Origin of the sequence: Rahnella laticis (genome assembly GCF_015644585.1) — a bacterium.
Classification (GTDB): domain Bacteria; phylum Pseudomonadota; class Gammaproteobacteria; order Enterobacterales; family Enterobacteriaceae; genus Rahnella; species Rahnella laticis.
In genome coordinates this window covers 474,050-498,134 of record NZ_JADOBI010000003.1, presented here as the reverse complement: position 1 = coordinate 498,134, position 24,085 = coordinate 474,050, and the positions used below count along the sequence as shown (strand labels likewise).

22 protein-coding genes and 3 tRNA genes are annotated in these 24,085 nt (G+C 53.1%); 15 read left to right on the top strand and 10 right to left on the bottom strand.

The window, feature by feature from the left end:
• Positions 1-112: 112 nt before the first annotated feature.
• The 3 genes from rhaD to rhaB are packed head-to-tail and all read right to left on the bottom strand — an operon-like array spanning position 113 to position 3,729.
• Entirely contained in the window at positions 113-937 is an 825-nt protein-coding gene (gene rhaD, locus IV433_RS08510) for a rhamnulose-1-phosphate aldolase (protein ID WP_195813651.1), read from the bottom strand.
• 54 nt (positions 938-991) lie between these two features.
• Positions 992-2,248, bottom strand: a complete 1,257-nt coding sequence (locus tag IV433_RS08505; RefSeq protein WP_195813652.1) for an L-rhamnose isomerase — start codon at positions 2,246-2,248, stop codon at positions 992-994.
• Positions 2,245-3,729 (bottom strand): rhamnulokinase, encoded by a 1,485-nt coding sequence (gene rhaB, locus IV433_RS08500; RefSeq protein WP_195813653.1) that lies wholly within the window; start codon positions 3,727-3,729, stop codon positions 2,245-2,247. Before rhaB ends, IV433_RS08505 begins: the two co-directional genes overlap by 4 nt.
• A 342-nt stretch (positions 3,730-4,071) precedes the next feature.
• On the opposite strand from rhaB, the gene rhaS reads away from it, so the two are divergent.
• Positions 4,072-4,899 (top strand): HTH-type transcriptional activator RhaS, encoded by an 828-nt coding sequence (rhaS, locus tag IV433_RS08495; protein ID WP_195813654.1) that lies wholly within the window; start codon positions 4,072-4,074, stop codon positions 4,897-4,899.
• A 79-nt stretch (positions 4,900-4,978) separates the two neighbouring features.
• Positions 4,979-5,860 carry an HTH-type transcriptional activator RhaR gene (gene rhaR / locus IV433_RS08490; protein WP_195813655.1) on the top strand — a complete coding sequence of 294 codons (882 nt, stop codon included), beginning with the start codon at positions 4,979-4,981 and terminating at the stop codon, positions 5,858-5,860.
• A 56-nt stretch (positions 5,861-5,916) separates the two neighbouring features.
• On the opposite strand, the gene rhaT is transcribed toward rhaR, so the two are convergent.
• Together rhaT and IV433_RS08480 are read right to left on the bottom strand one after the other, a co-directional pair.
• Positions 5,917-6,951 (bottom strand): L-rhamnose/proton symporter RhaT, encoded by a 1,035-nt coding sequence (rhaT, locus tag IV433_RS08485; protein ID WP_195813656.1) that lies wholly within the window; start codon positions 6,949-6,951, stop codon positions 5,917-5,919.
• A gap of 597 nt (positions 6,952-7,548) precedes the next feature.
• Complete coding sequence (locus IV433_RS08480) at positions 7,549-8,643, bottom strand: GGDEF domain-containing protein (protein WP_195813657.1); 1,095 nt, start codon at positions 8,641-8,643, stop codon at positions 7,549-7,551.
• Positions 8,644-9,046: 403 nt separating this feature from the next.
• Here IV433_RS08480 and IV433_RS08475 point away from each other — a divergent pair, with 403 nt between their 5' ends.
• A complete protein-coding gene (locus IV433_RS08475; protein WP_195813658.1) occupies positions 9,047-9,331 on the top strand; it encodes a DUF1435 domain-containing protein in 285 nt (94 codons plus the stop codon).
• 128 nt (positions 9,332-9,459) lie between these two features.
• Here IV433_RS08475 and IV433_RS08470 read toward each other — a convergent pair.
• From IV433_RS08470 to IV433_RS08455, 4 genes are all read right to left on the bottom strand, one after another.
• Positions 9,460-9,546 (bottom strand) — tRNA-Leu (locus IV433_RS08470).
• Positions 9,547-9,586: 40 nt separating this feature from the next.
• Positions 9,587-9,672: transfer RNA gene (locus IV433_RS08465), tRNA-Leu, on the bottom strand.
• Positions 9,673-9,708: 36 nt separating this feature from the next.
• Positions 9,709-9,794 (bottom strand) — tRNA-Leu (locus tag IV433_RS08460).
• 233 nt (positions 9,795-10,027) lie between these two features.
• On the bottom strand, positions 10,028-10,927 hold the full coding sequence (locus IV433_RS08455) for a LysR family transcriptional regulator (RefSeq protein WP_195813659.1): 900 nt from the start codon (positions 10,925-10,927) through the stop codon (positions 10,028-10,030).
• A gap of 134 nt (positions 10,928-11,061) precedes the next feature.
• On the opposite strand from IV433_RS08455, the gene IV433_RS08450 reads away from it, so the two are divergent.
• Positions 11,062-12,057, top strand: coding sequence for an aldo/keto reductase (locus IV433_RS08450; protein WP_195813660.1), 996 nt, complete (start codon positions 11,062-11,064; stop codon positions 12,055-12,057).
• 9 nt (positions 12,058-12,066) lie between these two features.
• Here the strand turns inward: IV433_RS08450 and rsmC are convergent, their stop codons facing one another.
• On the bottom strand, positions 12,067-13,110 hold the full coding sequence (rsmC, locus tag IV433_RS08445; RefSeq protein WP_195813661.1) for a 16S rRNA (guanine(1207)-N(2))-methyltransferase RsmC: 1,044 nt from the start codon (positions 13,108-13,110) through the stop codon (positions 12,067-12,069).
• 114 nt (positions 13,111-13,224) lie between these two features.
• On the opposite strand from rsmC, the gene IV433_RS08440 reads away from it, so the two are divergent.
• The 11 genes from IV433_RS08440 (at position 13,225) to deoA (ending at position 24,008) form a co-directional block, all read left to right on the top strand.
• On the top strand, positions 13,225-13,638 hold the full coding sequence (locus IV433_RS08440) for a DNA polymerase III subunit psi (RefSeq protein WP_195813662.1): 414 nt from the start codon (positions 13,225-13,227) through the stop codon (positions 13,636-13,638).
• Positions 13,607-14,050, top strand: a complete 444-nt coding sequence (gene rimI, locus IV433_RS08435) for a ribosomal protein S18-alanine N-acetyltransferase (protein ID WP_195813663.1) — start codon at positions 13,607-13,609, stop codon at positions 14,048-14,050. Before IV433_RS08440 ends, rimI begins: the two co-directional genes overlap by 32 nt.
• Before the next feature lie 164 nt (positions 14,051-14,214).
• Positions 14,215-14,523: a helix-turn-helix domain-containing protein gene (locus tag IV433_RS08430; RefSeq protein WP_195813664.1), complete on the top strand. Its 309-nt coding sequence runs from the start codon at positions 14,215-14,217 to the stop codon at positions 14,521-14,523.
• 2 nt (positions 14,524-14,525) lie between these two features.
• The gene (locus IV433_RS08425; RefSeq protein WP_195813665.1) at positions 14,526-15,785 is read left to right on the top strand and encodes a type II toxin-antitoxin system HipA family toxin; all 1,260 of its coding nucleotides are present in this window, start codon (positions 14,526-14,528) and stop codon (positions 15,783-15,785) included.
• Between the two features lie 161 nt (positions 15,786-15,946).
• Positions 15,947-17,536, top strand: coding sequence for a peptide chain release factor 3 (gene prfC, locus IV433_RS08420; RefSeq protein WP_195813666.1), 1,590 nt, complete (start codon positions 15,947-15,949; stop codon positions 17,534-17,536).
• Positions 17,537-17,956: 420 nt separating this feature from the next.
• Entirely contained in the window at positions 17,957-18,547 is a 591-nt protein-coding gene (osmY, locus tag IV433_RS08415) for a molecular chaperone OsmY (RefSeq protein ID WP_195813667.1), read from the top strand.
• Positions 18,548-18,883: 336 nt separating this feature from the next.
• Positions 18,884-19,045 (top strand): DUF1328 domain-containing protein, encoded by a 162-nt coding sequence (locus IV433_RS08410; RefSeq protein ID WP_013577105.1) that lies wholly within the window; start codon positions 18,884-18,886, stop codon positions 19,043-19,045.
• 327 nt (positions 19,046-19,372) lie between these two features.
• Entirely contained in the window at positions 19,373-20,485 is a 1,113-nt protein-coding gene (locus IV433_RS08405) for a patatin-like phospholipase family protein (protein ID WP_229893306.1), read from the top strand.
• Positions 20,482-21,270: a TatD family hydrolase gene (locus tag IV433_RS08400; RefSeq protein WP_195813669.1), complete on the top strand. Its 789-nt coding sequence runs from the start codon at positions 20,482-20,484 to the stop codon at positions 21,268-21,270. The genes IV433_RS08405 and IV433_RS08400 overlap by 4 nt, the downstream gene beginning before the upstream one ends.
• Before the next feature lie 539 nt (positions 21,271-21,809).
• Complete coding sequence (deoC, locus tag IV433_RS08395; protein ID WP_195813670.1) at positions 21,810-22,589, top strand: deoxyribose-phosphate aldolase; 780 nt, start codon at positions 21,810-21,812, stop codon at positions 22,587-22,589.
• Positions 22,590-22,679: 90 nt separating this feature from the next.
• Positions 22,680-24,008: a thymidine phosphorylase gene (gene deoA, locus IV433_RS08390; protein WP_195813671.1), complete on the top strand. Its 1,329-nt coding sequence runs from the start codon at positions 22,680-22,682 to the stop codon at positions 24,006-24,008.
• Positions 24,009-24,085 lie beyond the last annotated feature (77 nt).

Here is a 24,085-nt window from a genome sequence, read left to right as displayed (position 1 = left end):
AAGAATCAATGCTCTGACCGCGCGGCTCCTGATCTGCGCCGGTCCCGGCGACAGGAAACATTCCGTCGTTCCTGTGCCGGGTTTTTAATAAGCCGGAGCCTTAATGGCCGGTTCAGGCTTTTAAAGCGGCCTCAAAAGGTGTGACGTCAAAGCGTTTAGCCAGCGCAATCAGCTCGTCGGTTTGGATCGTCTGTTTCATGCCACCCATCGAAATCACTTTCACCAGTATTTCCGCTGATTTTTCAGCGGTGTCGATCAGACCAAAGGCGTCATCAAGTGTCGGGCCGCAGCCGAAGATCCCGTGGAAGGCCCACAGCACCAGACTGTGATGCTGCATACGGTCGGAAGTGGCTGCGCCGATGCCGTCGGTGCCCGGCACCATCCACGGCACAATGCCCACGCCGTCGGGGAAGACCACCAGACATTCAGTGCTGCATTCCCACAGCTTGCGGGTGATTTTCGCGCTGTCGGGTTCGAGCACGTAAGTCAGCGCAATCAGGTTAGTGGCGTGACAGTGCATGATCACGCGGTCCTGCCCGTGAGTGACGCGTTTACGCACGGCGTGAGATTGCAGGTGCGACGCCAGTTCAGACGTCGGCAGGCCGCCCGCGGTCAGGCCCCAGAGGATTTTGTAGCTGGTGCCTTTGTCATCGAGCTGGATCACGGTCAGCGCTTCGGCAGGGGCGAGCTGCACGTTGCGGAAGAATTTGCCGGAGCCGGTCACAATGAAATATTCGTTAGCCAGATCCGGCGCATGCTGGGTCAGTTCAACCTGACGCGGCTGGGCGTAAAAATCATTTTTGTACGGTGCCACGTCTTCCGGCAGCAGACGCATACTGACGTTGCCGCCGTTGCGCTCGTCCCAGCCTTTCAGCCACATATCGGTGGTCGCTTTGACCATGCCCTGTACAAACCACGCGCTAAATAATGTTTTCATCAGTTCTTTCCTGCGAATAGGGTGAATGCTTTTAAGCCATAAATTCTTCGGTAATCAGCGTTTTGCCAGCACGCTGGTTTCGTAATGACGAACGGTATCCAGCCACTGACCGCCGACCGGTACGTCGTGGCGCTGGCAAAACATGTCCCAGACGGCCTGCCACGGCAGCGATTTTTGTTCTTCCAGCAGGGCCAGGCGGGCGGTGTAATCGCCTTCGACTTCCAGTTTTTTCAGCAAGTCGGTCGGTTCCAGCAGCGCTTTCAGCAAGGCTTTTTTCATGTTGCGCGTGCCGATGACCCAGGCGGCGATGCGGTTGATGGAGGCGTCGAAGAAATCCAGCCCGATATGCACGCGGTTGAACAGGTTATGGCGCACGATTTCGCTGGCGATAGCCTGTGTTTCATCGTCCAGCAGCACGACGTGGTCGCTGTCCCAGCGCACCGGACGACTGACGTGCAGCAGCAGGCGCGGCACATACAACATGGCGGCCGAGATTTTGTCGGAGATCACTTCGGTCGGGTGGAAATGCCCGGCATCGAGGCACAGCGCGGTGCCGCGGCTGGCGGCGTAGCCCAGATAGAATTCGTTGGATCCGACGGTGTAGCTTTCAGAGCCGATGCCGAACAGTTTGCTTTCGACGGCGTCGATGTGTTCGGTGATATCAAACTTCTCGGCAATCACTTCGTCGAGCGCGCTCATCAGGCGTTGGCGCGGTGCCAGACGATCCACGGTGACATCTTTCATGCCGTCCGGAACCCAGATATTCATGACGGAAGGCGTACCCAGCGCGCGGCCAAAGGAAGCGGAAACGCGGCGGCTGGCCTGACAATGCTCAATCCAGAACTGACGGATTTCCGGGTTAGCGCTGGAGAGCGTGAAGCCGTCCGCGCTCATCGGATGCGAGAAACAGGACGGGTTGAAGTCCAGACCCAGTTTGTTTTTCTTCGCCCAGTCGACCCAGCCAGTGAAATGCTTCGGTTCGATTTCATTGCGCGGAACCGGATTATCGGATTCCAGATAAATAGCATGCAGATTCAGACGATTAGGGCCGGGGATCATTGAAATCGCCAGTTCTAAATCCGCGCGCAGCTGTTGTGCATTCCGCGCTTTGCCCGGGTAATTACCGGTCGCCTGAATACCGCCGGTCAGCCCGCCTTCCGGATTTTCAAAACCCGCGACGTCATCCCCCTGCCAGCAATGAATTGAAACCGGCAGGGTATCGAGTTGTTTGATTGCGGCTTCGGCATCAATGCCCAGTTGGGCGAAACGTTCTTTAGCAAGCGTCCATGCATTGTCGATAGATGAAGTCATACTGCGAGCTCCTCATTGGCGTGACAGAGCGCCTGGAAACGGCGCCAGTGAATTGGGAAATCCTCGTGAATACGGGGGAGGTAATGGCGTTGCTCGAAATTCGTGGCGACAATGCGACGAAATTCAGCGGCATCTTTTACGGCATCAAGTGCCATCAGCTGGCAGCCGATATTGCCAAGCGTTGAGGCTTCAACCGGCCCGGCGCTGACGTTCACCTGACAGGTGTCGGCGCAAAGCTGGTTCAGGAACTGGTTCTGGCTGCCACCGCCGACAATGTGAATGTCGCGAAGCGGCTCGCCCTGCAGCTTCGCCAGCTGAACGGACACCTGCCGGTACAACATGGCAAGGCTGTCGAAAATACAGCGCGCCAGTTCGGCCGGTGAGTCCGGAACCGGTTCTCCCGCCTGTTCGCAGGCTTCGCGAATGGCATCGACCATTGACGGTGGATTGATAAAGCGGTCTTCATTCGGGTTAATCAGATAGGTGAACGGCGGGACGTTTTTGGCCAGCGTAATTAATGAAGGCAGGTCCTGAATATTCAGTTCACGGCAAACGCGCTGGAACAGCCATAACCCCATGATATTGCTCAGTACGCGATAGCTGCCGTTGATGCCGCCTTCATTGGTGACATTGTCGTGCAGCGCACCGGCGTGATTGAACGCTTTCGGACTTTCGATGCCCATCAGAGACCAGGTGCCGGAGCTGATATAGGCGCTGTGCGTGCCGGTGAGCGGCGCGGCGACGACTGCGCTGGCGGTGTCATGCGTGGCGACACTGAAAACGGGCACGCTGCGGCCGCGCGGGCTGTGCCACAGACCGGGAGAATGGCCGGGCTGGCCTGGTTTTGTCAGCCAGTGACGCGGCACGCCTGCCAGTTTCAGCAGATCTTCATCCCAGTCGCCGGTGGCAATATTCAGCATCTGCGTGGTGCTGGCGTTGGTGTATTCCTGATTCAGTTTGCCGGTAAGACGGTAGAGGAAATAATCCGGGATCATCAGCAGATGCGCGGCTTTCTCCACGACCTCAGGCTGCTGTTCGCTCAGCGCACGCAGCTGATAGAGCGTATTGAACGGCATAAACTGGATGCCGGTTTTCTGGTAAATCGCTTCGCGGCTCAGCTGTTGTTCCATGCGCGCCATGACGCCTTCGGTGCGGTTGTCGCGGTAGGAAACGGGCAACCCTACGCGCTGGCCGTGCTCGTCGATCAGGACATAATCCACGCCCCACGTATCAATGCCGATACCGTCGAGCTGAATGCCCGACGCATCCAGGCGGTTCAGCCCCTCGAGAATGTGCTTTTCCAGCGCATCAAGATCCCAGGTTTCGTGACCGTCTGTGTGCAACAGATTATTGGGAAAACGGTGAATTTCTTTCAGCGTCAGCGTTGCTGCCGGGTCTGCATCGAGGCGGGTAAACGTCGCCAGCATTACCCGGCCGCTGGAAGCGCCGAGGTCAATAGCGGCAAGATGGTGAGTTCTCATAGCGGCCATTCCTTATTGAATATGCGGCCAGTGTAGGGGAGGCGTTGCGGGGTCACCTTCCGGTGATTGCCACCGGTTTTGACGGGATGGCAGCATTAAAAAGGTAGATGCGAGGCAGATCACAGATCAGCCTAAAGCTGGCTCTGGCGAGGTTTTGCAAACGGGGATGCGGGCAGGGCGGGCGACTGTGATCTTCGCCGCAGATCTGTTGCGTGGTGGGGTGAATCTTAAAAATCTGACCGTTTATGACGTTTTTCACGCCGCCGTTTGAAGGTAAGAACAGCACGCGCAGGGTAGGGTTGTTTTCCGAAGCATCATGATTTCCTGAACCGGAGGCGATAAATGACGTTACTGAAGGGTGATGATTATTTTGCGGCACCTGAGCTGACTGTGACGGTTGAGCGGCGTCTTCCGCAAGACGTTTTCCCGGAGCATTACCACGATTTCCACGAGATTATGCTGGTGGAAAGCGGCTCGGGCGTGCACATCTTTAATGACAATCCGTATACCCTGACCGCCGGAACGGTGTGTTTTGTCCGCGCCAGCGATCATCATTTGTTTGAAAACGTGGATAACCTGCGGCTGACCAATGTGCTTTTCCGTTCGCCAAAAGCGTTTCGCTTTATTCAGGATGTCGGCCATTTTCTGCCGCAGGAACATCACTATCAGTCGCAGATCCACTGGCAGCTCAGCCCGTGCGTGTTGCATCAGGTTCTGAACTGTATCGCGCAGCTGGAAGCGCTGCCCGACAGTGTGGAAATGGAACACATCGCCACGCGCGAAAGCCTGTTTTTACAGCTGCTGATCCTGCTTTATCAGGACTGTTTCCAGCCACAATTGCGAGATACCTCGGAAAACAGGGTTAACCAACTTTTGCAATGGCTCCAGTCACATTACAGTGAGGACGTTAACTGGACCGAGGCCGCCGAACGGTTTTCGCTGGCGCTGCGCACGCTGCACCGGCAGATGAAGCATTACACCGGCATGACGCCGCAGCGGTATCTCAACCGCCTGCGCCTGCTGGAAGCCCGCCGCCGTTTACACCACAGCGATCAGAGCATTACGGATATCGCTTATGCCTGCGGGTTCAGTGACAGTAACCATTTCTCGACGCAGTTCCGTCGGGAATTTTCGGTGTCGCCAAAACTCATGCGTGATCAGCTACGTTAAGCGGTGCCTCTCGTGCGCTCAGGTTTTTACCTGAGCCGCCTCGTTTATCTTGCCGTCAAACGGGTATGGGATTGCTGCTATGTCTTTAAGACTCAATAAAAATGACCTCTTTCTGACCGGGATGAACTCGGTGGTGGTAGAAGAGCGCCATCCGCAGGCGGATTTCCCCACCCATGACCACGATTTCGATGAACTGGTGATCGTCTGGCGTGGCAACGGTATGCATATCTGGAACGATATTCCCTATCCCATTACCTGCGGCGACCTGTTTTATATCAACGCCAGAGACCGGCACAGCTATGAATCTGCCAATGAACTGGCGCTCGATAATGTGCTGTTTTGCCGCGAACGTTTCCGGCTGGAAGCCGACTGGGCGCAATTATTGCCGGGAGAAAATGCCAGCCAGGAACAGCGTTACTGGCGGCTGAGCACGCTCGGGATGTCCGTTTTACGCGATAAAGTGGATGAGCTGGCGAAGGAGTGTATGAAATCCGAGCCGCTATCTGTTCAGCTGAGCGAGGCGTTGCTGATGCAACTGGCGCTGCTTTTGCTGCGCTTCCGGCACCGTCCGGACAGCGGCGCGTTGCCCGACGCACATCAACTGGATTTATTGCTTATGGCGCTGCGGGCTGGCATTGCCGAACCGTTCCATCTGGAGACGTTTTGTCAGCAACATCAGCTGAATCCCCGCAGCCTGCGGGCGTTATTCAAGCAACATACCGGCCTGAGTGTAATGAGTTATTTGCGTCAGCTCAGGCTGTGCCGGGCAATGAGTTTGCTGCGTTATGGCAACATGGCGATTGGTGACGTGGCCGCCGAATGCGGCTTTGACGACAGTAATTATTTTTCCGTGGTGTTTAACCGTGCGTACGGTGTTTCGCCGAGGGATTACCGGCAGCGGTTTATTGCTCAGGCGAAAAAGACGCCGCCGCAGCCTTTTTCGCTGATTGCGGCGGATTGATAACGGCAAAGCACGCTCTGCCGCCAGGGTTTTCGCTAGGGTTTACGGATTGAAAATCAGAGTGCCATTCCCAGCCCGACGATATTGGCGGCCAGAATAATCACCAGCGCACCGAGGCAGAGAATGCGAACCGGTTTTCTGCCGACGCACACCCATTCTTTCAGAACCAGACCGACGATCCCGCCGCACAGCACGTAGAAACTCATGTGCAGCATCCAGCTCATGTAGTCGTATTCGATGGGAATGCTCGCGTGTCCCCAGGCGTAAAAGAAGAATTGCAGATACCACATGGTGCCGCCCAGGATGGAGAACAGGATATTGGCCACCAGCAGGGATTTCGCCACGGACATGTCTGCCCTGAGCGAAAGGTTCTTTCGCGTCGCGAGACGGATGATGCAAAAACCAAGGTTGACGATAGCGCCGCCGCCCATGATCACCACATAACTCGGCAGGGCCACGTACAGCGGGTCGATGCCCAGCGCGCGTGCTGCGTCGTGCATCGGAACCGCTGCGCTCATCGCAAACGACATCCCGGCGGAGAAGATCCCGCACATCACCGCCAGAATCAGCCCTTTTTTCAGGTTAAATTCTTCCGCCTGAATCCCCAGCGCTTTCTCTTTCAGATAACCGGCGTAACTGACTATCGCCACGCCAATCACCGCCACCAGCACGCCGAGCAACGTTAACCGGCCACCGGCGGTACCGAACAGCATACCGATTTTGCCTTGCAGGACCGGCGTCATCAATGTGCCGATAATCAGGGTGATCCCGATGGCGATGCCGATCCCCAGCGACATCCCGAGATAGCGCATCGTGAGGCCGTAATTAATGTTCCCGATGCCCCACATCGCGCCGAACAGGAAAACCGGCAGCAGGGTGGCAAAGCTGAACGAGCCGTAATACGCCCAGAAATCGGGCAGAAGTACGTAGCTCACCGCCCACGGTAAAATAATCCAGGAAAAGAAGCCGCCCAGCGACCACATGGTCTCCCAGGACCAGCTTTTCACTTGCTTGAAAGGTGCATAGAAGCAGGCTGCGCTGGCCGCTCCTATCAGATGCCAGATAATCCCTAAAACTATCGAATTGTTCATACACCGGACCTTTTGTTATGTAGAGAAACAGAGTGGTAATGAGGTGAATAAGCCCGCCGTAACACGCTGATCCGTCAGAAGTCAGTACGGCGGGTGGGCAACAGTGTAAGAAGTGTTCGATCAGGGAGCCTTCCGGTCAGTGCCACGGGAAAATAGCCTCTGGCACTCGCCGGAAGGTGGACGTGAGAGAGTTCACAAATTTTGAAACAGACTAAATAATGGCGTTAAAACAATAAAGTAGACGGGATTTGTAACATAAAACCTGGCGGGAAAAAGCAATATTCTGCGGGGACGATGACAAAACAACGTCGGGATTAGGATTATTTTTATACATCTTATTTTTGTGGGGATTTACAAAATGAAAGGTTATTTAAGCAGGGCGTTCAGTCAGGCGGGTAACAGGGTTTTGTAACATTCAATAAGGTAAACAAGCTGTTTAACTTTCAGCCTGAACCATTAATCAGGCCGAAAATTGAATGATTATGCAGTGATAATGAATGAGCGCGCTTTATTATCGAACAGGGCAACGGTATCATTATCGCTAGCAAAAATAATAACAATGAGCGCGCTGTTATCAATGTTACTTTCCGGCAATAATCAGGCTAATTTTTCTTCAGCGATTTCGTGGCGCTCATTATTCTCTTCCCACGCATAAAATATTTTATTACGCCCGCTGTTTTTGGCTTTATACAGTGAGGCGTCAGCGTTGCCCAGGGCACTAATAAAATCGCCCTCTTCCAGCGCAGCTAACCCGGCGCTGACGGTAACGTGAGTCGAGACCTGTGCGTTAAACAAATGCGGGATATTCAGCCCCAGAACCTTATTCTGAATGCGTTCTGCCATCCGGATTGCGTGTTCCTGTTTCACGTTCGACATCAGCACCAGAAACTCTTCTCCGCCATAACGAACGACCACATCCCGCGAACGCACGGCGTCACGAATGGCGGCAGAAACGCGCACCAGCGCCTGATCGCCCATGCTGTGGCCGTAATTGTCGTTGTAGGCTTTGAAGTGATCGATATCGAGCAGCATCACGTAATGGCCTGACGCCTGATTAAAGAGGGTTTCCAGCTTGTTCTGCAAGCCACGACGGTTGTACAGGCCGGTGAGCGGATCCAGCATACTGAGATCGCTGAACTTTTCCCTTTCGCTGTAGAGATTCGACACCATGCGGCGGGTGAATTCGTCACTGCGTTTGAGCATCAGGTGATGCAGCCACAGGCCAATCAGCGGCAACATGACGGTGAACAGGATATGCCCGATGTGCTGAAAGTCATCCAGAAAGATCACGCAGATAGTGGAAGGTACTGCATGAAGGCAAAAAGCCAGAAAATTATCTGACAAAGCGATGGCGCTGATAAAGAATATACTGAGTAAACTGATCACCAGATAATTTTTATCTGTTTGCCCGACTTCCTCAAAACGTAATGCTATTTGCCAGGCCCATAACAGACCGACAATCACAGAACACATATTCAGATGTGAAGAGTAATTTTTCTTACTGAAAAAAGAAAATATTAACCCGCCACAACAAAGTGCAAAAATCAGTATCAGCGGAAAGGGTGTCGCCGCTGCATTGTCGGGGGGATAAACCATCGAAAATAGCGCCGTGGCACTATTTAAAAAAAAGAACAGGAGCATCGCCAGCCGATGTTTGCTTCTCAGCAGCTCATCATAGGAATGAGATATCATCAAATTTACTCTATTTAGCGTGTGTTGTTCTGAATAGATAAAGATTCTTATCGCCCTATACCGCGCGCTTATTCCATTAAGACAAGTTCCATGCAGGCAGGCTAATAGTTCTAATAGGTAATTATTAGAATTCTATAAATATAGTTTTTTTAGTGACTATTATAAAAAATTTAATTAACCCGGTTTCACTAATTTGGTTTAACGCCTTTAAAATTAGCACTTTTGTACGCAGGTGTCACCCAAACGGAGTACAAGACCGCAAATAACCACGCAGACCTTACCTTAAAGGCGGGCGCACTGGCAGACGGGCGTTGTGTCGTCTGATTTATTGCGGGGACGACTGGTAAATGAGAAAAAATCCTATATGATATTAGTTCTCATTATCAACGTTTGGAGAAGGGTTATGATACCGGCAATTGTCATGGCATGTGGGATCTGGGCGGTTGTGTGGATGCTGGGTAAGCGTCTGACCAGCGGCTGGGGCGTTTTGCTGCCTTGCGCGCTGATGCCGTTGCTGGCGCTGGCGCATATGACGTTGGATCAGCTGCGCGTTCTGGTCGTGGTCGCGATGCTGGTGACGCTGGGCATGCTGTTCCACCGGACGTTGCGCCATTATCTGCTGCTGCCCTCATTTATGGCGCTGGCTGGCGGTCTGGCAGCAGTAACGTTGAATTTTAGTTTGAGATGAAAAAACAGGTTTTAAACACAGGAATACGAAGATGAGAAACAGGAAAAACAGTAAAGCGAAGGGGATTTTTTACTTTTTGAAATCGAAAGAGTTAATACAGGAAGGAAAAACCGAAGAACAGAATCATGTGGTGCGAAGAGAGGGACTTGAACCCTCACGTCCGTAAGAACACTAACACCTGAAGCTAGCGCGTCTACCAATTCCGCCACCTTCGCACAGATGAATTCTGCTTACTGCTGATTTATATCACCGGAGTGGTGCGAAGGGAGGGACTCGAACCCTCACATCCGAAGGACACTAACACCTGAAGCTAGCGCGTCTACCAATTCCGCCACCATCGCGTACCGTGCCGTGCAATATAAATCTTGCGATTGTTTTGGTGCGAAGGGAGGGACTCGAACCCTCACATCCAAAGGACACTAACACCTGAAGCTAGCGCGTCTACCAATTCCGCCACCATCGCGAACCAATTGATTACTGTGTTGACGCATTCATCGGAATGTCATCAGCAAGTAACACAACCACGGGGGCGAATTCTAGAGATTTTCCCACAGGCGTCAACTGTTATTTCCCCCATTTAGGACGGTTGATGTAAAAAACAACATATTCACGGTGAATGGGTCAATCTGTCAGAACGAAGCCAGGTTAATTGATGGTTTAATCAGCAATTTTTCTATTAATGCCCGAAGGCAGCTCTCACGCATCCGGCTGTGAAAAGAGCGTAATCAGCCAGTCGAGAAACACGCGAATACGCGGCGCGAGAAAACGTCCCGGCGGATACATGATGTAAAGCGGCATCGGCGGCGGCGTTAACGCTGACAAGACTTCAACCAGTTCTCCCCGTTCCAGTTCCTGCGCAATCGCCAGTCTCGACACCTGAACCAGGCCAAAACCTGCTTTTGCCGCCGCCACGTAAGCATCCGCCCCGCTGACCGTCAGCGTGCGGCGTAACGGAATTTTTTCGACCGTGCCATCCGTGACAAATTCCAGGTGTGATTCCGGTTGCTGATGTGCGAAAAAATAGCCAATAGCCTGATGCGCGGCGAGATCTGCACGCGTCTGCGGGATGCCAAATTTCGCGAAATACGCCGGAGACGCACAGGTGATTTGTTCGAGATTGGCCAGATGCCGCGATTGCAGATTTTCGTCTTCAGACGGCCACGCACGAATCACGCAATCCACGCCCTGATCGAGCAAATTGACGGAGTTGTCATTGGCGCTGACGCTCAGGGTGATATGCGGGTAGCGTTCATAAAATGCCTGCAACGCCGGAATCACCATCACGCGCGCCAGCGAATGCGGCATGTCGATTCTGACCGTTCCGGCGGGCTGGTTTTTGTGATGGGCAAATAAGGTATCGGCTTCTTCCAGCGCTGACAGTAATTGCAGGCAGCGCTGGTAATAAATTTTACCTTCATCGGTGATTTTAACCTGACGCGTGGTGCGCAAAAACAGCCGAACGCCCAGCCGCTGTTCGAGCCGTTTCAGCGTCGTGCTGACCGTTGCGCGCGGTAAATCAAGGTCTTCCGCCGCGCGGCTAAAACTCTCCAGCTCGGCGATACGGATGAAAATTTTCATTGCCTGTATCTGATCCATTTTGCTTCTCCGCAGGCGCTCACCATTGTTTGCGATTTATGAACAGTGTTGCACGTTTTGGATGATTTATCTTATCCGCAATAACAACCACACTTCCTCCCGTTACTTACTCTTCATGTCTCGAGGGAATCTCAATGAAACAACGTCAGCTTGGAAAAATGGGTCCGATGGTGTCAGCGCTCGGTTTGGGTTGCATGGGCATGAGCGATTTCTACACCACCGGTCAGGATGAAAAAGAGTCGATGGCGACGCTGGAACGTGCGCTGGAACTGGGCGTCACGATGTTTGATACCGCCGACGTGTACGGCCCGCATACCAATGAAGAACTGCTGGGACGTTTTCTGAAAGGGCGTCGCGATAAAGTTTTCCTGGCCACCAAATTCGGCATCGTGCGTGACCTCGCGAACCCGCACGCACGCGCCACCAACGGACATCCGGATTATGTCCGTCAATCCGTTGAAGGCAGCCTGAAGCGTCTGGGAACGGATGTTATCGATCTCTATTATCAGCACCGTCCTGATCCGTCCGTTCCCGTTGAGGAAACCATGGGCGCGCTGGCGGATCTGGTTCAGGAAGGGAAGATCCGTTACATCGGGCTGAGCGAAGTGTCTGTCAGCCTGCTGGAGCGTGCGCACAAAGTGCATCCGGTTACCGCGCTGCAAACGGAATATTCGCTGTGGTCGCGGGATGTGGAAGCGGAGATTTTGCCGGCGTGCGAACGCCTTGGCATTGGTTTTGTGCCGTACAGCCCGCTGGGACGCGGTTTCCTGACCGGACAAATCCGTTCAATGGACGATCTTGAGCCTGACGATTACCGTCGTTTCAGCCCGCGTTTCGAAGGTGAAAACTTCGCGAAGAATCTGCAACTGGCGGAAAAAATCGGTGAACTGGCGCAGGAAAAAGGGGTGAAACCGTCGCAGCTGGCGCTGGCATGGGTGTTATCGCGTAACGATAATCTGGTGCCAATCCCTGGCACCAAACGTCGTCATTATCTTGAGGAAAACATCGCCGCGCTTGATGTCTCCCTGAGTGAAGCCGAAATCGCGGCGATCGAAGCAGTGTTTCCTTTCCACGTTGCGGCGGGTGACCGTTACAACGCAGAAATGATGCGTATCCTCAGCGAGCAGTAAAACGACGGATTAACGCTTTTTCTTTGGATCACGCGGCGGACGGCCACGTACTGCTTTGTACACTTTGAAGCGGCCATTTTGTGCCAGCACTTCATGGCTGCCAAACGTGTCATCCAGCAGCGCGGCGTATGGCAGGAAGGCGTTAGCCACAATGCGCAGTTCGCCGCCGATGTTCAGATGGCTGACCGCGCCACGGATCAGCTGCTCAGCCGCCGTCAGGCTGGTTTGCAGACCTTCGTGGAATGGCGGGTTGGAGATGATCATGTCAAAACGACCGGTAATATCGGAATAAACGTTGCTGGCGATCACTTCGCCCGGCAAATCATTGGCGGCCAGTGTGGCGCGGCTGGCTTCGATAGCGGCTGCGCTCACATCGCTCAGCGTGATTTTCATCTTCGGCGAGTATGTCGCCAGCACGGATGCCAGAACGCCGGAACCACAGGCCACATCCAGCACTTTGCCTTTAACAGGCTCTTCGAAGCTGTTGATGAGCAACAGGCTTCCGCTGTCCAGACCTTCACGGCTGAATACGCCCGGCAGGGTTTTGATGGTCACTTCTTCGACCATGTACTCATCCCACCAGCCCTCTGCATCAAATTCAGGCTGTTTTTCCAGACGCCCGTGATACAGGCCGCAACGGCGCGCACTGTCGATTTTGCTCAGTTCGCACAAGCCTTCCAGCGTGGTTTCCGCGCTGCGAACGCCACTGCGGTTTTCACCGATGACAAATACGTCGATACCGACCGGCAGCTGTGACAGCAGGTTGAAAAGCTGGAATTTGGCTTCCAGCTTGCTCTTCGGCCAGTAATACACCAGCACATCGCAAGGCGCGATCAGGTCTGCGTCGGCCAGTAAGCCGAACTGCACGTTGTCGCCCAGCGTTTTGCTGAGCATCTGCCAGTGGTGATACATATTGGTGTGAACGCGGACTTCTTCGGCGTCGAGTTCAGCAGGCAGGTTATCTTGTAAGTCGCCGGCGAACAGGACGCGGCGGCCTTCAAATTCTTCGCTATGGCGCAGTATGACTTCGCTGGCCGGAGTTAATGCAGACATCAGGGTGTGGCTCCTCAGGAATGTAACGCGCGATTATAGAGGTTTATTGGCGCATGTTCGATGTGTTTGCTAGCATAGCCCGGCTTTTCGCTATTCAACGGGCAGGGATCAGGCATGGCATCCAGACGAGATACACTGTTACAACAACTGGGCATTACCCAGTGGACGCTGCGCCGGCCTGCGGTTTTGCAGGGTGAAGTCGCCGTCAGCCTGCCTGCGGAGACAAAATTATTGATTGTCGCCGACGTACCGCCCGCTGAAGATGATCCGCTGGTGCGCGATGTGCTCCGCAGTCTGGCACTGGCTGAACCGCAGGTTTACCGCCTGACGCCGGAACAGGTAACCATGTTGCCGGAAGATACCCGCTGCAATATCTGGCGACTGGGTTTAAGCGAACCGCTTACGCTCGCCGGTACGCAGTTATCCAGCCCGGCTCTCGCCGAGCTTTATCAAGACGCCAGCGCAAAACGCGCACTCTGGCAGCAGATCTGTGAAAATGAACAACATTTCTATCCTGACGCCCGCTGATCTTCCCCGCGCATTTGAAATTGAACAGGCCAGCCACGCTTTCCCGTGGACGGAAAAAACGCTCGCCAGCAATCAGGGCGAACGCTATCTGAATCTCAAAATCATGCACAACGACGTGATGGCCGGTTTTGCTATTACGCAAATCGTTCTTGATGAAGCCACGCTGTTCAATATTGCCATCGATCCGGCATTTCAGCGTCAGGGATTAGGCCGGGCCTTGCTGGAAGACGTCATCCAACAGATTGAGAAAAAAGACGTTTTCACGCTCTGGCTGGAAGTCCGCGCCTCCAACGCCAAAGCGATCGCGTTATACGAAAGCCTGGGCTTTAACGAAGTCTCCGTCCGCCGTAACTATTATCCCGCCGCACAAGGCCGCGAAGACGCCATCATGATGGCGCTGCCGCTGGGCTGATTAACAACCTATTCGTTGTAAAGAACCGGTAATTACAGCTGATGTGTTGTATTTGGTGTTGAATACAATATATTGATTGTAATTCCATGGTGAAAACAATTCATAAGTTGTTATTGTACAAATTTACAACTAGTGTGTTGTAAACGTCTCCGTAGGAAATTCTGATGAAATCGCTAAATGAACTTCCGGAACTCCTCAAAAAACGCAGGCTGGAACTGGATCTCAATCAGAAAGACATGTTGATGAAAATCGGTATGTCCCAGCAGCAGTATCAGCGAATCGAGTCCGGTGGCGACCCGCGTCTTTCAACTTTATTACGCATTCTGGAAGGAATGGATCTTGAAATGATGCTGGTGCCGCGCAAAAGGGTTTTGGAAGTTAAGGAGTTGCTTTCTGTTCCCGCGGAGAAGACCCGTCTTGAAGAGCGTCAGCCCGACAACTGGCAGGATCTGCTGCGTGACCTGGAGGATTAAGTATGAGCAATACAACGGAATCTGTGGAGGCGCTGGCTCTCTATTTGCACGATCAGCAGATCGGCGTTCTGGCACATTATTCTGGCAGCCGAAATATACTGACGTTCGATCCCGCTTACGCAGCGTTGCCAGAAAGTGTGCGACCCGTTTTTACTCTTACACAAAAATCGCATCCTGATTATTTGCGCCAGCCGCTGATTTCAACACTCCGATTGCCGCCTGTGCTTTCCAATTTATTGCCGGAAGGCGCGATGCGTGCGTGGCTGGCGCTTGAACTCAAAACTCATCGTGATTCCGAATTTCCCCTTCTTGCCTATACGGCGAAAAATTTGCCTGGCGCGCTTTCGGTCAGAGCCCTGCCATTAGGTGAAATGCCCGCATGGGCAAAAGCTTCACGGGATAACCGGTTGGTGCCGGTGCAGATTGAAGTACACCGGCTTGCTAATAAATTTTCACTGGCAGGCGTGCAGCTGAAGTTCTCTGCTTTCAGGGAGGGCGGAAGGTTTAATATCAGCGCTGACGTTGACGGTGACAGCTGGATTATCAAAACGCCGTCAGTCGTGCATCCTTCGCTGGCTGAAAACGAATTTACGTCCATGACGCTGGCCGAAATGGCGGGTGTGGACATTCCGGAGGTCAAGCTTACCGCGCTTTCTGACATCACTAATCTGCCTGATATCCGGCTTCCCGATGAAGCTTTTGCTTACAGCATCAAACGATTTGATCGTGGTCCGGCGGGTCGCATCCACAGTGAGGATTTTGCGCAAATCTTTGAGGTGTATGCTCACGAAAAATACGTGCGCTATAACTATGAGCAAATTGCCGCACTGTTGTATCGCGTGGGGTCAGCTGGTTTAGAAGATGTGCAGCAAATGGCGCGCCGGTTACTGGTCAATATTTTACTGGGAAACGGGGATGCACATCTGAAGAACTGGTCTGTAATTTATCCTGATGGTCTGAATGCCAGACTTTCTCCGGCTTATGACATCGTCAGTACGCGGGTTTATATGCAGGATGAAGAAGGTGTTGCGTTAAACATGGCGAAAGAAAAGCGCTGGGCAGTGATCGGTTTTTCCACTTTTGAAAAATGGGCGAATCGGATTGGCATTTCCTGGCCAGCTATAAAAGTGCATCTGGATGATGTACTGAGTATCGCGCGGCATGAATGGTCTGACCGGCTGGAAACACTTCCCATGTCTGCCGGCCACAAAGTGATTTTAAGAAAACACTGGGCATCGTTGTCCCCGGACTTCAGACTCTGACGTTTCTCCAAGCAGCGCACAAAAAAACCATTGATTGCCCATCCCGTCTAAATCAGTGAAAATAGCCGGCTATAACTTTTATTACCGCTTTGCCTGACGTCACCTTCTGACGTGATGTGAATCCCGATGCAGGGCGGACCAACCGCAGAAACGTGAAAAACATGTCTCCAAGTGAATACGCCCTTGAAGTGGCTAAGCGCCGCACATTTGCCATCATCTCTCACCCCGATGCCGGTAAAACCACTATTACTGAAAAAGTTCTGTTATTCGGACAGGCAATCCAGACCGCCGGTACGGTAAAAGGCCGTGGCTCAAGCCATCACGCCAAATCCGACTGGATGGAAATGGAAAAACAACGTGGTATTTCCATCACCACGTCCGTGATGCAGTTCCCGTATAAACAGTGTCTGGTCAACCTGCTCGATACCCCGGGGCACGAAGACTTCTCCGAAGATACTTACCGTACCCTGACCGCCGTTGACTGCTGTCTGATGGTGATCGACGCCGCGAAAGGTGTTGAAGACCGGACCCGCAAACTGATGGAAGTTACCCGTCTGCGTGATACGCCGATCCTGACTTTCATGAACAAACTTGACCGTGACATCCGCGACCCGATGGAAGTGATGGACGAAGTTGAGCGCGAGCTGAAAATCGCCTGCTCGCCAATTACCTGGCCGATCGGTTGCGGTAAATTGTTCAAAGGTGTTTATCACCTTTATAAAGACGAAGTTTATCTGTATCAGACCGGTAAAGGTCACACCATTCAGGAAGTCCGCGTGGTGAAAGGTCTGGATAACCCGGAACTGGACGCTGCCGTTGGCGAAGATCTGGCGATGCAGCTGCGTGAAGAGCTGGAACTGGTTCAGGGCGCGTCCCACGAATTTGACCATGAAGCGTTCCTGCAGGGCGAACTGACGCCGGTCTTCTTCGGTACCGCACTGGGTAACTTCGGTGTTGACCACATGCTCGACGGTCTGGTGGATTGGGCGCCTGCGCCGATGCCACGTAAAACTGACCTGCGCGAAGTGAAAGCCGACGATGAGAAATTCACCGGTTTCGTGTTTAAAATTCAGGCTAACATGGACCCGAAACACCGCGACCGCGTGGCGTTTATGCGTGTGGTTTCCGGTAAGTACGAAAAAGGCATGAAATTGCGTCAGGTGCGTACCGGCAAAGACGTCGTGATTTCCGATGCACTGACCTTTATGGCCGGTGACCGTTCCCACGTTGAAGAAGCGTATCCGGGCGACATCATCGGTCTGCACAACCACGGCACCATTCAGATTGGCGACACCTTTACGCAGGGTGAGAACATGAAGTTCACCGGCATCCCTAACTTTGCCCCTGAACTGTTCCGTCGTATTCGTCTGCGTGATCCGCTGAAACAGAAACAGCTACTGAAAGGTCTGGTTCAGCTGTCAGAAGAAGGCGCGGTTCAGGTCTTCCGTCCGATCTCCAACAACGATTTGATCGTCGGTGCGGTCGGTGTTCTGCAGTTTGAAGTGGTCGTGGCACGTCTTAAAAGTGAATACAACGTGGAAGCGATTTACGAGTCCGTGAACGTTTCAACGGCGCGCTGGGTAGAATGCAGCGACGTGAAGAAATTCGAAGAATTCAAACGTAAGAATGAAACCAACCTGGCGCTCGATGGCGGCGATAATCTGGCGTATATCGCTCCAACCATGGTGAATCTGAACCTGGCTTCAGAGCGTTACCCGGAAGTGAAATTCCGTAAAACCCGCGAGCATTAATTCTTCTTCGCGTGGCTTTTGATGAAAAAGACGGCAATCTGGCCGTCTTTTTTTTCGCCTTTTACCATTCTCCGCAATTTCCCTCTGTTCAATTTCTCCTCTCTTTGCCCGAAAAACGGGCAGAATTCGCGTGAAATCCTAAGACTTGTCTGCATTCGCGGGCTTATCCGGCGATCTTCCTACTAATTTGATCATTCTTGACTATATTAAATGTGTGTTCAGGAAATGGTGGCTTAAAGCACTGTCTTAAAGTCACGATGCAGAGTGTTATATCGCAAGGCGATTAAAAGCCAGAATAAAACGACGTACTCTGCTTCTCCGGACGTGAAAACAGCAGCAATACAAATTGTTAGGAGACGTCACCAAGACTGTGACGTGAAGGGCCCCGATTGAGGCTCACAAACTGAAAGGAAGAAATCGATGAAAAACTCTAAATTTGCCTATTCAATGATGGCCGTAGTTCTGGGTACCGCGCTGATGAGCGGTAGTGCACTGGCTGCAACTACCACGGATAGCGCAGGTGCAAAAATCGATAGCTCCATGAAGAAAGTTGATAACTACATGGGCGACAGCGCCATCACAGCGAAAGTAAAAAGTGCTCTGGTGGATGATAAAGCCATCAAAAGCAGCGACATCTCGGTAACCACTAACTCCGGCGTTGTGACGCTGAGCGGTTTTGTGGGCTCACAGGCCGAAGCTGAACAAGCCGTTGCTGCCGCGACAAAAGTTGAAGGTGTGAAATCTGTCAGCGACAAACTGCACACCAAAGACAGCAAAGATCAGAGCGTAAAAGGTTACGCGGGTGACACTGCAACCACAGCTTCGGTAAAAGCGAAACTGTTGGCTGACGATATTGTCCCTTCACGTAACGTGAAAGTTGAAACCACCGCCGGTGTTGTTCAGCTTTCCGGTTCAGTAAAAGATCAGGCGCAGTCTGACCGTGCTGAAAGTGTGGCGAAAACCGTTGATGGCGTGAAAAGCGTCAAAAATGACCTGAAAGTCGCACCTTAATCTTTCTGAGTCAAAAGGTGCCCTCCTGTCGGGCGGGCACCGTTCGAATGAAAAACGCATAACAATATTTTGAGTTGCCCGCTGAATAACGGGTCGTGCAGACCCTGTGGATCATCTTTGTCCGTTTATTTATACAAAGCTTTGTACAAATAAATCGACGCCGAAAACGCTAACACTTTCATTTTTCGACTACCTTTAATAGGTAATGTGTTGGGTTATCAGGCGCTGAGCCGATAAAAAAGGCGTCAGAAAGATAAACGTTTCACAGTGACAATGGCCCGAAGCGGGGCACCACCTTTTAAACTGGCAAAGTGAAAATAGGGTAAGGAGAAGCTTATGTTTCGTTGGGGCATTATTTTTCTAATCATCGCGTTGATCGCGGCAGCATTGGGTTTCGGTGGATTAGCCGGTACCGCTGCATGGGCTGCAAAAATCGTCTTCGTCGTCGGTATTATCTTGTTCCTGGTCAGCTTGTTTACCGGCCGCAAGAGACTCTGACGCAATAATGTAGTGAAGCGATAACGAGTTAAAATATCACTCTCGCCCCCTTCTCTGAACGCACTGCCTTACGCCGTGTTTTCAGAAAAGGGGGCGAGACTTTTTTTGGCATCCGTTCAGGCGGATACGTGTTTCGTTAACAGGACGTAACGATTTTATCGGCCAATTCAGGCAAGTAATTCACGCAAAACGAGAAGTCGAGGTATGCTCAGAAAGGAGGCCGGTAAAAGGCCAATCGTGTAATGCCGATTTTGCGAGGATAGCGCGTTGGGATACAGAATACCTGTCACGCTGGGGAATATAGAACCGCTGGCGTATAAACCTTATATGCCGGGGAAAATTGCCCTGGTATGTGAAGGAGGAGGACAGAGAGGCATTTTTACCGCAGGCGTTTTGGATGAATTCCAGCGGGCTCGTTTTAATCCTTTTGATCTCTATCTGGGCACATCAGCAGGCGCGCAAAACCTTTCCGCGTTTGTGTGCGGCCAGCCCGGTTACGCCCGCAGAGTCATCACCCGCTACACCACCAGCCCTGACTTTTTCAATCCTCTGCGCTTTGTGCGTGGCGGACACCTTATCGATCTCGACTGGCTGGTCGATGAAACGTCGAAAAACATGCCGCTGGCGATGGAAAGTGCAGAAAAACTGCTGATCGACGGCCGTGAGTTTCTGATGTGCGCCTGCCGCAGCGATGATTACACCGCCAACTACTTTGCGCCGACGCGTGAAAACTGGCTGCCGGTGATCAAAGCGTCCAGCGCGATCCCCGGTTTTTACCGCATGGGCGTGGATCTGGATGGCATCAGCTATCAGGATGGCGGGATCAGCGATGCGATCCCGGTCGAGGAAGCTTACCGCCGCGGCGCAGATACCATTGTGGTGATCCGCACCGTGCCTTCGGCGATGTTCTACACGCCGCAGTGGATGAAACGGATGGAGCAGTGGCTGAGTGAAAGCAGCCTGCAACAGCTGGTGCGTATGATGCAGCATCACGAAGAAAGCTATCACCGCATTCAGCAGTTCATTGAAAATCCGCCGGATGATGTGCGTATTTTCGAAATCTTCCCGCCAAAACCGCTGGCCAGCCACGCGCTGGGAAGCCGTCTTCCTGCGCTAAACCAGGATTATCATCTGGGCCGCCGCTGCGGACGTTATTTCCTTTCTGCTGCTGCGCACTGGCTGATGCCGCGCGAAAACGAACGGCCTTATCCGCAGATTACTCCGCGCGTTAGCCGGCCAAAACGCATCGTGGTGCCGCAGGACGAGCCGGAGAATGTGATCCCGCTGGCCGCTGCCAGCAGCACAATCGAACAGATTATTCTCGATCCCGCCGTGCTGACGGATATGGTCGCCGATGGCGGCGTAGTCCGTCCGGCGGCGATGAACGACAATGCTCCGGCTGAGAGCCATTATCCGGCCAGCGAAGGTGATAAGTTGTGAGTTTCACGTTTATCGATACGCACTGCCATTTCGATTTTCCGCCTTTTACCGGCGCGGAAGCGGAAAGCCTGCGTCTCGCCGGTGAATCGGATGTCCGCGAAATTATCGTGCCTGCCGTGACGGCAGATCGCTTTCGCGGCATTCTCGCGCTCGCCAAAAATCACCCGCAGATCCACGCCGCGCTCGGGCTGCATCCTTTATACATCGCGCAGCACAAGGATCAGGATCTCGAATTGCTGGAAGCGTTGCTCAGCCACCGTGATGCGCGGCTGGTCGCAGTAGGCGAAATCGGGCTGGATTTATACATGGAAGCTCCGATGTTTGAGCAACAACAGCGGTTGCTTAAAACTCAGTTTTCCCTGGCAAAAAAAGAGAATCTGCCGGTAATTTTGCATTCACGCCGTAGCCACGATCAGCTCGCGGCGATGTTACGGCAGGCGAAACTGCCCGCGACCGGCGTGGTACACGGTTTTGCCGGAAGCCTTTCTCAGGCGCAGGCGTTTATTAAACTCGGTTATGCGATAGGCGTTGGCGGAACGATTAGTTACGAACGTGCGCAGAAAACCCGTCAGGTGATGGCGCAGTTGCCACTCTCTTCTTTACTGCTCGAAACCGATGCGCCGGATATGCCGTTGCAGGGTTTTCAGGGACAACCTAACCGGCCGGAACGCGCCGCGGCGGTGTTTGATGTGTTATGCCAGTTGCGTACGGAATCCGCGCAGGAAATCGCCGATGCGCTGCTCGCCAACACCCGCCGGGTCTTTCAGTTATCTGCACGGCAGTAATTCGTTATACTTTTTTTGTGATTTAAATAACATTTTTATCATCCGGTATTTCTCGGTGTCTGCGCATTATCAGCTGTGGTGCGATTTATGTTCTCTTTAAAATGTTATTATTATAACATTACCCACAAGATCGCCGGTCGGCGTTCTCTGTATATCCGCCTGAACTTCGTTTGTCATGAATCGGGTATACACTCTTATCTGGGTTAGACGCTGAGCATGGCGCCATTAAAATGTGACATGAGTCTCATTTTAATGAGCAACGTTGCAAACGGTTTTCATTTTGTGTGAAATACTGCACACAGGAACCTGATGTGACGTGTTCAAATAGTCACAACGAATTGGCATCAGCCAATCCAAGCGCGGTGAGAAGGATCTCAGTTGCCACGTAAGCCACAGGGTTTACGCACGCTATCTTCATGGAACCAAGTCCGCTCGCCAACGTGCAGAATTCTTTCCCCGACGTTAACCGCCGGAATGAATTCATGACTGTATGCTCAGTTCTGGCCGGTCGCTGGAATTGAAAATTGTTGGAGAGTTATATGACCGATTTAACCGCCGCAGCGCAACGTGCGCTGAACCTGATGGATTTAACCACGCTGAACGAAGACGACACCGATGCTAAAGTGATCGCGCTTTGTCACCAGGCAAAAAGCCCGGCAGGTAACACCGCTGCTGTCTGTATTTATCCTCGTTTTATCCCGATTGCGCGTAAAACTTTGCGTGAGCAGGGGACGCCGGATATCCGTATCGCTACCGTCACGAACTTCCCGCACGGTAATGACGATCTTGAAATCGCGCTGGCAGAAACCCGCGCAGCCATTGCTTACGGCGCCGACGAAGTTGACGTGGTATTCCCGTACCGCGCGCTGATCGCCGGTAACGAGCAAATCGGTTTTGAGATGGTTAAACAGTGCAAAGAAGCCTGTGCAGTCGCAAACGTTCTGCTGAAAGTGATCATCGAAACCGGTGAGTTGAAACAGGACGCGCTGATCCGTAAAGCCTCTGAAATTGCTATCAAAGCAGGCGCTGATTTCATCAAAACCTCAACCGGTAAAGTGCCTGAAAACGCAACATTGCACAGCGCTGAGCTGATGATGAGCGTGATTGCTGAAATGGGCGTGGGCAAAGCCGTCGGTTTCAAACCGGCCGGTGGCGTGAAAACGGCTGAAGATGCTGCGCAATATCTGGCACTGGCTGACCGCCTGCTGGGCCGCGAATGGGCTGACGCACGTCACTTCCGTTTTGGCGCTTCCAGCCTGCTGGCAAGCCTGCTGACCACTCTGGGTCACGCTGGCCAGAAAGCCACCAGCAGCTATTAATCACCACTACACGAACTTTGCCGCGGCGCTGTTTAGCAGCGTCCGGTATTCGCGTCCGCATCCGGCGCTCAGCTTAAGCAGGGGGATACCTTGTTTCTCGCACAAGAAATTATTCGAAAAAAACGTGACGGCCAGCCTTTAAGCGACGAAGAAATTCGTTTCTTTGTGAACGGTATTCGTGACAGTCAGGTTTCAGAAGGTCAGATTGCTGCGCTGGCAATGACCATTTATTTCAATGACATGACTATGAAAGAGCGCGTTTCGCTGACCATGGCGATGCGCGATTCCGGCACCGTGCTGGACTGGAAAAGCCTCAACCTGAACGGCCCGATTGTGGATAAACATTCCACCGGCGGCGTGGGTGACGTGACTTCCCTGATGTTAGGCCCGATGGTCGCCGCGTGCGGCGGTTATGTGCCGATGATTTCCGGCCGCGGGCTGGGCCATACCGGCGGTACGCTGGACAAACTCGAAGCCATTCCGGGCTTTGATATTTTCCCGGATGACAGCCGTTTCCGCAGCATTATTCAGGACGTCGGTGTGGCGATTATCGGCCAGACCAGCTCGCTGGCACCGGCGGACAAACGCTTCTACGCAACGCGTGATATCACCGCGACCGTGGATTCTATCCCGCTGATTACCGCGTCAATCCTCGCCAAAAAACTGGCAGAAGGGCTGGACGCGCTGGTCATGGACGTCAAAGTGGGCTCCGGCGCGTTTATGCCGACCTACCAGCTTTCAGAAGATCTGGCACAGGCGATTGTGGATGTGGCAAATGGCGCGGGTTGCAAAACCACGGCTCTGCTCACCGACATGAACCAGGTGCTGGCGTCCAGCGCCGGTAACGCAGTCGAAGTGCGCGAAGCCGTGCGCTTCCTGACCGGCGAATACCGTAATCCGCGCCTGCTCGAAGTGACGATGGCGCTGTGCGTGGAAATGTTGCTGTCCGGCGGGCTGGCAAAAGACGACGCAGACGCCCGCAGCAAATTGCAGGCCGTTCTCGACAACGGCAAAGCGGCCGAAGTCTTTGGTCGCATGATTGCGGCGCAAAAAGGCCCGAGTGATTTCATCGAACATTACGACCGTTATCTGCAACAGGCCACGTTGACCAAGCCGGTGTATGCCGAAACTCAGGGCATTGTCAGTGCGATGGATACCCGCGCGCTGGGCATGGCCGTGGTTTCTCTGGGTGGCGGCCGTCGCCGTGCCAGCGATGCTATCGACTACAGCGTCGGTCTGACACACATGGCTCAGCTGGGGCAGCAGGTGGATACCCGTCAGCCACTGGCGATGATCCATGCCAACAGCGAAGCGGCCTGGCAGCAGGCAGCGGAAGAAGTGCGGGCGGCCATTGTCCTGAGTGACAAAGCGCCGGAAAGCACGCCGGTGGTGTACCGCCGAATCGGTGGCAACGCTTGATTTCAGGCTAAATCGCCCCCATTTAAGAATGATCAGGTGCGCGGCAGTTCCGCGTGACCCAATGCGTAACCATTCGC

Coding starts and splice junctions, on each gene's coding strand:
- rhaD (WP_195813651.1), bottom strand. CDS start 937: ATGAAAACATTATTTAGCGCGTGGTTTGTACAGGGCATGGTCAAAGCG.
- IV433_RS08505 (WP_195813652.1), bottom strand. CDS start 2,248: ATGACTTCATCTATCGACAATGCATGGACGCTTGCTAAAGAACGTTTC.
- rhaB (WP_195813653.1), bottom strand. CDS start 3,729: ATGAGAACTCACCATCTTGCCGCTATTGACCTCGGCGCTTCCAGCGGC.
- rhaS (WP_195813654.1), top strand. CDS start 4,072: ATGACGTTACTGAAGGGTGATGATTATTTTGCGGCACCTGAGCTGACT.
- rhaR (WP_195813655.1), top strand. CDS start 4,979: ATGTCTTTAAGACTCAATAAAAATGACCTCTTTCTGACCGGGATGAAC.
- rhaT (WP_195813656.1), bottom strand. CDS start 6,951: ATGAACAATTCGATAGTTTTAGGGATTATCTGGCATCTGATAGGAGCG.
- IV433_RS08480 (WP_195813657.1), bottom strand. CDS start 8,643: ATGATATCTCATTCCTATGATGAGCTGCTGAGAAGCAAACATCGGCTG.
- IV433_RS08475 (WP_195813658.1), top strand. CDS start 9,047: ATGATACCGGCAATTGTCATGGCATGTGGGATCTGGGCGGTTGTGTGG.
- IV433_RS08455 (WP_195813659.1), bottom strand. CDS start 10,927: ATGGATCAGATACAGGCAATGAAAATTTTCATCCGTATCGCCGAGCTG.
- IV433_RS08450 (WP_195813660.1), top strand. CDS start 11,062: ATGAAACAACGTCAGCTTGGAAAAATGGGTCCGATGGTGTCAGCGCTC.
- rsmC (WP_195813661.1), bottom strand. CDS start 13,110: ATGTCTGCATTAACTCCGGCCAGCGAAGTCATACTGCGCCATAGCGAA.
- IV433_RS08440 (WP_195813662.1), top strand. CDS start 13,225: ATGGCATCCAGACGAGATACACTGTTACAACAACTGGGCATTACCCAG.
- rimI (WP_195813663.1), top strand. CDS start 13,607: ATGAACAACATTTCTATCCTGACGCCCGCTGATCTTCCCCGCGCATTT.
- IV433_RS08430 (WP_195813664.1), top strand. CDS start 14,215: ATGAAATCGCTAAATGAACTTCCGGAACTCCTCAAAAAACGCAGGCTG.
- IV433_RS08425 (WP_195813665.1), top strand. CDS start 14,526: ATGAGCAATACAACGGAATCTGTGGAGGCGCTGGCTCTCTATTTGCAC.
- prfC (WP_195813666.1), top strand. CDS start 15,947: ATGTCTCCAAGTGAATACGCCCTTGAAGTGGCTAAGCGCCGCACATTT.
- osmY (WP_195813667.1), top strand. CDS start 17,957: ATGAAAAACTCTAAATTTGCCTATTCAATGATGGCCGTAGTTCTGGGT.
- IV433_RS08410 (WP_013577105.1), top strand. CDS start 18,884: ATGTTTCGTTGGGGCATTATTTTTCTAATCATCGCGTTGATCGCGGCA.
- IV433_RS08405 (WP_229893306.1), top strand. CDS start 19,373: ATGCCGGGGAAAATTGCCCTGGTATGTGAAGGAGGAGGACAGAGAGGC.
- deoC (WP_195813670.1), top strand. CDS start 21,810: ATGACCGATTTAACCGCCGCAGCGCAACGTGCGCTGAACCTGATGGAT.